Below are 9310 nucleotides of genomic sequence, written 5' to 3' on the forward strand. Positions count from 1 at the left end.
GTCGCGGCATCGCGCACCGCCGCCTCGATCGCGACATCATCGACCGCCAGCGCTTTGCCGCCGCTCGCCCGCACCGCGCGCAGGATGAGGAAATCGCCGACGGCTTTCGGCACGCGAATTCCGGCGGCGACGGTGTGCGCATTTTCCCAGCGCTCGGCATGTTCGACGCCGTCATCGAATGCCTTGACGATGGGCGCGCAGCCTGAGGCCTGGATGGCGAACATTTTCGGCCGCTCCGGGCCGATCCAGCCCAGCGCCTCAAGCTCGTCGAACGCCTTCCACATGCCGATCAGTCCGGTGCCGCCACCTGTGGGGTAAAAGATCGCGTCCGGCAGCGTCCAGCCCAGCTGCGCCGCGAGCTCCAGCCCCATCGTCTTCTTGCCTTCGATCCGGTAGGGCTCCTTCAACGTCGAAAAGTCGAACCAGCGGCCTTGTTCCGCACCTTCGCCGACAATCGCACCGCAATCATCGATCAGGCCGTTGACCCGCCAGACGCGTGCGCCCTGCAGCGCGATCTCGCGCACGTTGATTTCGGGCGTATCCTCAGGGCAAAACACGATGGTCTCGATGCCGCAGCGCGTCGCATAAGCGGCGAGCGCCGCGCCTGCATTGCCGTTGGTGGGCATGGCGATGCGGGTGATGCCCAGCGCCTTGGCCATGCTGACCGCCATCACCAGCCCGCGCGCCTTGAACGATCCGGTCGGCAGCCGTCCCTCATCCTTGACCAGCACATTGACCCCGCCCGACACCGGCAACGGCACCAGCGGCGTCTCAATCTCGCCCAAGCTGACGATGTCGTGCGCGTTGCGCACCGGCAACAGCTCGCGCCAGCGCCACAGGTCGGTCGCGCGCGCATGCATCGTTTCACGCGGCAGCTGCGCGCGGATCGCGGCCAGATCATAGCGCACCAGCAGCGGACGGCCCGCGCGCGACAGGCCATGCACTGTGTCTGCGGGGTATATCTCGCCGGTCAGCGAGCATTCGAGATGCGTCACGTAGCTGGGGCGGTCGGCGGTGATGTTGGTCAAAAATGTCATCGCGTTTTCAAAGTGTCCCTTCGCGCATCGCGGCAAGATGCGCCTGCGCCTGTTTTCTCAGGGATTCCTGCCGCTCGGTGCCCATCTTGGCCCAGTTGGCGTATACAAACGGCATGCGCGCGTTGGCGCTGAACCGGTCCTTGTGGCGCGCCACGAAATCCCAGTAGAGCGCGTTGAACGGGCAGGCGCGCTCGCCCAGCGCCACCGTTGGGTCATAGGCGCAACCGGAGCAATAGTTGCTCATCTTCTTGATATAATTGCCGCTTGCCGCATAGGGCTTGGTGGCGAGCAACCCGTCATCGGCGTGCAGTGCCATGCCGAGCGTGTTGGGCAATTCAACCCACTCATAGGCATCGGCATAAACTGCAAGATACCATTCGTGGACCTCGTGCGGATCAAGCCCTGCAAGCAGCGCGAAATTGCCGGTGATCATCAATCGCTGGATGTGGTGCGAATAGGCGTGGTCATAGGTATGCGCCAGAGTTTCGCGGATGCAAGCCATCTGCGTCTTGCCGGTCCAGTAGAACGCAGGCAGCGGCTCGTGCGCATCGAGCGCGTTGCGGGTCGCGTAATCGGGCATGAAGCGCCAGTAGATACCACGGATATACTCGCGCCAGCCCAGGATCTGGCGGATGAAGCCCTCGGCTGCGTTGAGCGGCGCACTTCCTTCGCGATAAGCGGCTTCTGCCTTTTTGCAGACCTCAAGCGGATAAAGCAGCCCGGCGTTGATATAGGCGGAGAGCAGCGAATGGCGCAGGAACGGCTCGCCTTTGACCATCGCATCCTGATAGTCGCCAAAGCTGGGCAGGATGTGCGCGATGAAATGGTCAAGCTCGCGCAAGGCCTGCTGGCGGGTCACCGCAAAATGAAACGGTTCGAGCCGTCCATAGCCATCGGCAAAGCGCCGCTTGACCAGAGCGAGCACATCGCGGGTGATCGTATTCTTGGCAAAGCTCAGGCGCTTTGGCGAATCCAGCCCGGCCTTGGGCGGCTTGCGGTTGTCAGCATCGTAATTCCATTTGCCGCCGGTGGGCTTGCCGTCCGCCTCAAGCAGGATGCCGTGCTTGCGGCGCATCTCGCGGTAGAAATACTCCATGCGCAATTCGCGCCGTCCTTCGGCCCAGTCGTCGAACTCGGCGTGGGTGCACAAAAAGCGCGTATCGGGCAAGATGTCGAGCGGCACAGGTAGCGCCAGGCTCAGCGCCTCGAACGTCTCGCGCAGCCGCCATTCGCCGGGCTCGGTGACCGCTACGCGCGCAGGCGAAAGCTCTTCGACCGCGCGTAAAATCTCGCCGTCTATGCTTTGGCTGCTGCCCTCGTCCTCAAGCGCCACATAGCGCACCGTATAGCCCGCCTTGCGCAACGCCTCGGCATAATGGCGCATCGCCGAGAACAGGAAGGCGATTTTCTTGACATGGTGCGGCACATAGCTGGCCTCACTCATCACCTCGGCCATCAGGATCACATCGCTGGCCTTGTCCGCCTCTGCCACGATGGCGAGGCGAGATGACAGCTGGTCCCCCAGGATAACGCGCAGCACAGCTGTCGTCATTCAAACTCGCGCGCCAGCGAGGTGCGGTTCGGTCCGTTCAGCTGCCGGTAGACCGACGCATAGACACAGATCATCAGCACCGAAAGCAGTGTACTGAGCGTCGAATCCACCACGGTGGTCAGCGTGTCGGCAAGATCTGCCGAAACCGCCAGCCGGATGATGATACCAAAGATCGTCGCGCTGGTCACATAGATGAAAAACGCGGTGATCCCGACGATGGCCACGAAAGAAAAAATGCGCAGGCTGTTGCCCTTGGTGATCTCCCACGAGCGCCGCATCGCCGCGACCGGGTTGGAAAGCTGCTCTGCGACCATCACCGGCCCTGCGACCAACAATTTGATGAAGATGTAAATGCCCGGCAGGATCAGCGCGAGACTGCCGAGAAACACCGCAGCGCCGGTGATGATGCCCAACGCCCAATAGGGTACGACCAGGGTGAGCGCACGGCTCAATGCCTCGCGGACGCTGGTCGCATTGCGGTCAAGGATCAGCACCAGCATCGCCACCGCGCCAAAGCCACTGGCGATGCCGACCAGCGCGATCCAGACGAAATTGCTGATATAGAACGCCTGCACGGTGGCCGCGATGGTTTCAAAATCGGCCCCTTCGGGCGGCACCGGCCGGTCGGTGAGCATCGCCAGCGCCAGGCTGGGCAGCAGTATGAACACCCCGGCGATGCTCAGCAGCAGGTCGCGGTCGCGCCGAAACAGATGCATCGCATCGTTCCAGCATGCAGAAAGATCAAGCCTGTGCGTCATCGCGGGATTTGCCTCACTGCCGATACCGGGTAAAGCATCCCGCTAACCGGCGGCATCGCGCCGCGCAAGGCATTTGGGGTAAAGGCAGGCGAATGGCGGCAGGGTTGCAGCAGCCAGAAATCAGCGCGCCGCCGCAATGGCAGGTGAGCGCAGGCCATATCGCCTATCCGCAGGCGCTGGCGGAGATGGAGGCGCGCAACGCGGCCATCGAACGCGGCGAGGCGGCTGAGCTGATCTGGCTGCTCGAACATCCGCCGCTCTATACCGCCGGTACCAGCGCGGACCCCGCCGAACTGCTCAGCGGCCAATTCCCGGTCTACGATACCGGGCGGGGCGGGCGCTATACCTATCACGGGCCGGGCCAAAGGGTCGGCTATGTGCTGCTCGATCTGCGCACACGCGGCCGCGATGTGCGCTGCTTTGTCCATGCGCTGGAGGACTGGGTGATCGCTGCACTCGGGGTTCTGGGGGTTAGCGCGTGCCGCGCCGAAGGGCGGATCGGCATCTGGACCGATAACGGCGCGGGGCAGGAGGCGAAGATCGGCGCGATTGGCGTGCGAGTGCGCCGCTGGGTGACGATGCACGGCTTTGCGATCAACGTGAACCCGGATCTGGCGCACTTTGGCGGCATCGTACCGTGCGGCATCAGCGAGTATCCCGTGACCAGTCTCGCCGATCTTGGCATCGTGGCGACCATGGCTGATCTTGACGCGGCTTTGCAGGCAACCCTGCCACAGTTTCTTGCCGCGTTCGCCGCGCCGTGCCAAAGCGACGCCAGCGAGGATGTTTCATGACCATGCGAGACGCACGATATACCGCCCTTAGTGCTGGCTTCACCGCTCTGCTGATGCTGGGGGGCTGTGACAGCACCAGCAACACGCCCGAAGGTGCGCAGACGCAAAGCAACACGCCCGAAGGCACGATCAGCGACGCGTTGCCCGATATGAACCTGCTACCCAATGACGCGCCGCTCGCCGATCCGGTCGCGGAGGCAGCGACGCCAGGCGCGCCTGTGCCGGCAGGTGAGGCGGCACCGTCGGCTGCGGAACCTGCGGCTGAAACACCGGCGGAAGAGGATGCAGAAGACGAATAGGGGCGGGCAATTTCCGGAAAACAGCGTCGACTTAAACCACATACACCGTCGGATCGACCAGCCCGGCATCGGCAAAGCCCGCTTTCCGCAGGCGGCAGCTGTCGCATAAGCCACAGGCGCGGCCATCGGGGGCCGGGTCATAGCAGGACCAGCTCATCCCCGGGTCCAGCCCCAGCCGCGCGGCCTCCTCGGCAATCTGCGCCTTGCCCAAATACTGCAGCGGCGCGTGGATGGTGAACGGCTCACCCGCATCGCCCGCCTTGGTGGCCAGATCGGCGAGCCGGGCAAAGCCTTCGATGAATTCGGGGCGGCAATCGGGATATCCCGAATAGTCGAGCGCATTGACCCCGATGAAGATATCGCGCGCGCCCAGCGCTTCGGCCCAGCCCAGGGTCAGCGACAGGAAGATGAGGTTGCGCGCGGGCACATAGGTCACTGGCACGCCTTCGCCGACACCCGATTTGGGCACATCGATGGCGTCGGTCAGCGCCGATCCGCCGAACTGGCTGAGGTCGAGCGGCAGCACGATATGGCGCAAGGCGCCCAGATGCGCGGCGATGGTCCGCGCGGCCTCGATCTCAACCCGGTGGCGCTGGTTATAATCGATGGTGAGCGCGGCAATGGTAAAGCCCGCCTCCTGCGCGCGCGCCGCCGACACCATTGAATCCAGCCCGCCCGACAATAGCACAACCGCAATTTTCTTCTGCTCGTTCATGCGCATCGGCATATTGCGCTGCGACATCGCCCGCAAACCAAAAAATAGGGCCGCACGAACGCGGGTTCGTGCGGCCCAGTGAGGTCGTAATGACCTGAAAGGGAGGAAAGCGTACCGAGTCCGGCACCGGTCGGGGATAACGCAGTGATGGTTAAAAAACGGTTAGCTTGACGGGGCGACCGCAATCATCCGCTGCAGGACCCGGCAAACCGGGCTTCGACCGCAAAAGCAAAGGGAGCGTTGTCCAGCAGGCCTTGCGAATCGATCTGCACCAGCCCGCGCCCTTCATATTTGATTGTCGTGCGGCCTGATCCGCCGCCGGGGCATTTATAGGATACGGTCACCTGATTGGGCTCGTCCGCAATCACATAGCGGCGGCACTGCGCATCGCCGTGGCGCAGTTGCAGCAGTTTGCGCGCATCGCGCACACACACTTTGTCAGCAATGTCGCTGCTGCCGCGTTCCTTAAGATTCCACATGCCGGGCTGCAGCTTGTTCAGCATCGCCAGCTCGGGCGCCTGCGCAGGTGCAGGCATTGCTGACAATGCCGCAGCAGCGCCCGGCAACAACAGCCATTTCCAGCGAAAAGAGAGATTTACCATGACCAAAACCTTAGCTTGATGACCGGACATCCGGCCAACGATCATCCGGATGTTGCGACCCGTTCCAGGTTCTTGCCCCAGGCAATACGTTGTCTTTAGCAACCAATAGTGGCCAAATCAATTTGCAATTGTGGCCGGTTCATGGCTGACGAGATCAGCCCGGTGCTACAGGGGCGATCTGAAACGCGCGTGAACAAAAGGCGCAGTCGACAACAATCATGCCGTTGTCGCTGACCATATCGGCCTGTTCGGATTGGGGAAAACGCCCGATGACATCCCTGATATGGTCGACATTGCAGCGGCAACCCTTGGTCAGCACTGTGCCATCAGAGGCGCGCACTTCATCTTCTTCATGAAACAGCCGCCACAGCAAGGCGCGGCCATCGACCGCCGGATCGAGCAGCTCACCATGGCTGAGCGTTGCCGACAGGATTGCGACATGCTCCCATTCGGGGTGATCGAGCCGTACGTGCAGCCGTTCGCGGCCTTCCTCGCCCTCGGCCAGATGTTGCACCAGATAGCCCGCGCTGCGGCATCCGCGCGAATCCGATTCAATCGCGATGCGGATCAGCGTCGGCACCTGTTCGGACTGGCAAAAATAGCTCTCGCACGCCGCCGCCAGCGACACGTCATCCAGCGGCACGATGCCCTGATAACGGCCCTTGCCAAAGCTCTGGTCAAAGGTGATCGCCAGATAGCCCTTGCCGAACAGCGCGAACAATGAAGGGTTCGCGCCAAGCTGCGCCAGCCGGTTCCGGTCGAACCTGACATGGCCGCGCAATTCGCCATCGCGGTAATCGACGACCAGCAGCTCAACGATGCCGCCTTCGGTCTGTGCCTGCATGGTCAGCTGGCCGCCGTCCTGCTTCATCAGCGACCCCATCAGCGCAACCAGCGTGATCGCTTCGGCCAGCACATGCTTGATTGCGGTGGGGTAATCATGCGCGCCCAGGATGTCGTTCAGCACCGTATCGAGCCGCACAAACCTTCCGCGCGCATTGCGATCGGGCAGGGTGAACAGAACGGGCGGGGCGTCGAATGCGGCGGTCATGCGGGCTATATGGTGGGGAAGGCGGGGGAGGTCAAATGCGAAGGCCGCTGGCGATCAAATCTGCTCGAACACCCAGCGCAGCACGGACTTTTGCGCGTGCAACCGGTTTTCTGCCTCATCCCAGACCACCGACTGCGGACCGTCGATCACGCTGGCGGAGACCTCTTCGCCGCGATGCGCGGGCAGGCAGTGCAGGAACAGCGCATCGGGCGCGGCCAGTGCCATCAGCGCATCGTTGACCTGATAGGGCATCATTGCCGCGAGCTTGGCCTCGGCATGGGCCTGGCCCATCGAAATCCACGTGTCGGTCACGATGACATCAGCCCCCGCGGCGGCACTGGCAGCGTCGCGGTGATAGCTGATCGTGCCGCCGGCGGCTTGCGCCTGCGACACGAACGCCGGGTCGGGATCGTATCCTTCCGGGCAGCCGATGCGCACCGTGAACTTCATCAATCCCGCAGCCTCGACGATCGAATTGAGCACATTGTTGCCATCGCCCAGCCACGCCAGCTGCAACCCCGGCAGGGCCTTGCGATGCTCGATGATGGTCAACAGATCGGCGACAATCTGGCAGGGGTGCGACAGATCGGTGAGGCCATTGATCACCGGCACGCTGGCATGCTGCGCCATCGCCTCGATCTTGGCATGGTCATCGGTGCGGATCATGATCGCATCGCTCATGCGTGACAGTACGCGCGCGGTATCGGCCACCGTCTCGCCGCGCCCGAGCTGGGTGCTGCCCGCCTCAAGGATGATGCTGCTGCCGCCCAGCTGGCGGATCGCCATGTCGAACGACACGCGGGTGCGGGTCGAGCTTTTCTCGAACACCATCGCCAGCACATGGCCGTCGAGCGGCCTGTCAGCATCGGGCTTGCCCAGCGGCCAGCCATGGCGTGCCGCCTTGCGGTCAATCGCATCGTTGATCATCGCGGCGACGGCATCGTGTCCGGCATCGGACAGGTTCAGGAAATGACGGGTCATTTTTATCTCCTCCCTCGCCCCTTCAGGGGAGAGGATACGGAGCCTCGGCAGCTTGGCTGCCTAGGCGAAGTTGGAGAGGGGACCGGCGTTTGCTATTGCCCCTCTCCCAACCCTCTCCCCTGAAGGGGAGAGGGCCAAGTTTATCTACGCCGCCACCGGCACCGCGAAGCTTCGCGCCCCGGCGGACAGGCGCTCGATGAACTCGTCAATATGGGCCTGCTCAATGATCAGCGGCGGCAGGATGCGCACGACAGTCTCACCGGCTGCCACGGTCAGCAGCCCATGATGATCGCGCAGGTGCGCGACAAAATTGCGGCTTTCCACCGCTGGTTTCAGCTTCAGGCCGAGCATCAGCCCCATGCCACGCACCGAATCGAAAATATCGTCGTGGTTGGGGATCAGCTGCGCCAGTGCGCCGCAGATCCTTTCACCCATGTTACGCACGTGCTCCAGAAACTCGGGCGTGTTGACCACATCGAGCACCGCTTCGCCCGCCGCCATCGCCAGCGGCCCGCCGCCGTAGGTGGAACCATGCGTGCCGAACACCATGCCGCGTGCGGCCTTTTCGGTGGCGAGGCACGCGCCCATCGGGAAGCCACCACCGATGCCCTTGGCGGTCGCCATGATATCGGGTTCGATGCCGTATTGCTCATAGGCATAGAGCGATCCAGTGCGCGCGACCCCGCACTGCACCTCGTCAAGCACCAGCATCAGGTCATGCTCGTCAGCCAGCGCCCGCAAACCCTTCATGAATTCCATGCTTGCCGGGCGGACACCGCCTTCGCCCTGGATCGGTTCGACCAGAAAGCCTGCAACGTCAGGGCCGATCGCGGCCTTGGCGCCTTCCAGATCGTCGAAGTCGACATAGCGAAAACCGGGCAATAATGGCGCAAAGCCCTTGTGCATCTTGTCCTGGTTTGACGCGCTGATGGTGGCCATCGTGCGCCCGTGAAAGGCATTCTTGAAGGTGATCAGCACGGTGCGATTGGCATCGCCGCCTTCGCTCTGGTGATAGGCGCGCGCGGTCTTGATCGCGCACTCCACCGCCTCGGCACCCGAGTTGGTGAAGAACACCGTATCGGCAAAGGTCGCATCGACCAGCCGCTGCGCCAGATGCTCGCCCTGCGGGCTGCCATAAAGGTTGGACACGTGGACCAGGGTTTCGGCCTGCTTCTGGATCGCCTTGGTAAGGTGCGGATGCGCGTGGCCGAGCAGGTTCACCGCGATACCGCTGGCAAAGTCCAGATACCGCTCGCCGCGCTCGCCAATCAAATAACAGCCTTCGCCGCGTACTGGGCGAACATCGCACCGGGGGTAAACGGGCATCAGCGGCGTGATGGTCATGACGGCCTTGTCCTTCCTCAAGTCGGTCCCGCTATGTCAGGTCTGCGCGGCGGGACCCCCCAGCGCCAAACAGAAAAGGCGACCCGTCGCAGGGCCGCCACAGCAACGCGCGAAGGTATAGCCGCGCTTGGCCCACGCGGTCAATCACCGCGCGCACAAAGGGACTGGCGGGCCGCC

Annotated in this window: 10 protein-coding genes; 2 read left to right on the top strand and 8 right to left on the bottom strand. The window is 63.1% G+C overall.

Annotated elements, in window-relative coordinates:
• The 3 genes from ACEW8G_RS00980 to ACEW8G_RS00990 all read right to left on the bottom strand — a co-directional run.
• Nucleotides 1-1037, bottom strand: a 1037-nt coding sequence (locus tag ACEW8G_RS00980; RefSeq protein ID WP_373486584.1) for a threonine synthase, incomplete at its 3' end; no start/stop codon positions are given.
• 7 nt (nt 1038-1044) lie between these two features.
• Nucleotides 1045-2589, bottom strand: coding sequence for a cryptochrome/photolyase family protein (locus ACEW8G_RS00985; RefSeq protein ID WP_373486585.1), 1545 nt, complete (start codon nt 2587-2589; stop codon nt 1045-1047).
• Nucleotides 2586-3347 (bottom strand): hypothetical protein, encoded by a 762-nt coding sequence (locus ACEW8G_RS00990; RefSeq protein WP_373486586.1) that lies wholly within the window; start codon nt 3345-3347, stop codon nt 2586-2588. Before ACEW8G_RS00990 ends, ACEW8G_RS00985 begins: the two co-directional genes overlap by 4 nt.
• Nucleotides 3348-3439: 92 nt before the next feature.
• Between ACEW8G_RS00990 and lipB the strand changes: the two genes are divergently transcribed.
• Together lipB and ACEW8G_RS01000 are read left to right on the top strand one after the other, a co-directional pair.
• Nucleotides 3440-4141, top strand: a complete 702-nt coding sequence (lipB, locus tag ACEW8G_RS00995) for a lipoyl(octanoyl) transferase LipB (protein ID WP_373486587.1) — start codon at nt 3440-3442, stop codon at nt 4139-4141.
• Nucleotides 4138-4440, top strand: coding sequence for a hypothetical protein (locus ACEW8G_RS01000; protein WP_373486588.1), 303 nt, complete (start codon nt 4138-4140; stop codon nt 4438-4440). The genes lipB and ACEW8G_RS01000 overlap by 4 nt, the downstream gene beginning before the upstream one ends.
• Nucleotides 4441-4471: 31 nt before the next feature.
• On the opposite strand, the gene queC is transcribed toward ACEW8G_RS01000, so the two are convergent.
• The 5 genes from queC to ACEW8G_RS01025 all read right to left on the bottom strand — a co-directional run bounded on the left by queC (nt 4472) and on the right by ACEW8G_RS01025 (nt 9133).
• A complete protein-coding gene (gene queC / locus ACEW8G_RS01005) occupies nt 4472-5167 on the bottom strand; it encodes a 7-cyano-7-deazaguanine synthase QueC (protein WP_373486593.1) in 696 nt (231 codons plus the stop codon).
• Nucleotides 5168-5340: 173 nt separating this feature from the next.
• Nucleotides 5341-5757, bottom strand: a complete 417-nt coding sequence (locus ACEW8G_RS01010) for a hypothetical protein (protein WP_373486589.1) — start codon at nt 5755-5757, stop codon at nt 5341-5343.
• A 154-nt stretch (nt 5758-5911) separates the two neighbouring features.
• Nucleotides 5912-6808 (bottom strand): Hsp33 family molecular chaperone HslO, encoded by an 897-nt coding sequence (locus ACEW8G_RS01015; protein ID WP_373486590.1) that lies wholly within the window; start codon nt 6806-6808, stop codon nt 5912-5914.
• 54 nt (nt 6809-6862) lie between these two features.
• The gene (gene argF / locus ACEW8G_RS01020) at nt 6863-7789 is read right to left on the bottom strand and encodes an ornithine carbamoyltransferase (protein WP_373486591.1); all 927 of its coding nucleotides are present in this window, start codon (nt 7787-7789) and stop codon (nt 6863-6865) included.
• Nucleotides 7790-7933: 144 nt separating this feature from the next.
• A complete protein-coding gene (locus ACEW8G_RS01025) occupies nt 7934-9133 on the bottom strand; it encodes an aspartate aminotransferase family protein (protein WP_373486592.1) in 1200 nt (399 codons plus the stop codon).
• Nucleotides 9134-9310: the final 177 nt, after the last annotated feature.

Source organism: Blastomonas sp., assembly GCF_041747255.1.
Lineage (GTDB): Bacteria > Pseudomonadota > Alphaproteobacteria > Sphingomonadales > Sphingomonadaceae > Blastomonas.

Excerpts from the sequence above, each read along its gene's own strand:
- argF (WP_373486591.1), bottom strand. The coding sequence starts at position 7,789 with ATGACCCGTCATTTCCTGAACCTGTCCGATGCCGGACACGATGCCGTC.
- ACEW8G_RS00985 (WP_373486585.1), bottom strand. The coding sequence starts at position 2,589 with ATGACGACAGCTGTGCTGCGCGTTATCCTGGGGGACCAGCTGTCATCT.
- ACEW8G_RS00990 (WP_373486586.1), bottom strand. The coding sequence starts at position 3,347 with ATGACGCACAGGCTTGATCTTTCTGCATGCTGGAACGATGCGATGCAT.
- ACEW8G_RS01015 (WP_373486590.1), bottom strand. The coding sequence starts at position 6,808 with ATGACCGCCGCATTCGACGCCCCGCCCGTTCTGTTCACCCTGCCCGAT.
- ACEW8G_RS01000 (WP_373486588.1), top strand. The coding sequence starts at position 4,138 with ATGACCATGCGAGACGCACGATATACCGCCCTTAGTGCTGGCTTCACC.
- ACEW8G_RS01010 (WP_373486589.1), bottom strand. The coding sequence starts at position 5,757 with ATGGTAAATCTCTCTTTTCGCTGGAAATGGCTGTTGTTGCCGGGCGCT.
- ACEW8G_RS01025 (WP_373486592.1), bottom strand. The coding sequence starts at position 9,133 with ATGACCATCACGCCGCTGATGCCCGTTTACCCCCGGTGCGATGTTCGC.
- lipB (WP_373486587.1), top strand. The coding sequence starts at position 3,440 with ATGGCGGCAGGGTTGCAGCAGCCAGAAATCAGCGCGCCGCCGCAATGG.
- queC (WP_373486593.1), bottom strand. The coding sequence starts at position 5,167 with ATGCCGATGCGCATGAACGAGCAGAAGAAAATTGCGGTTGTGCTATTG.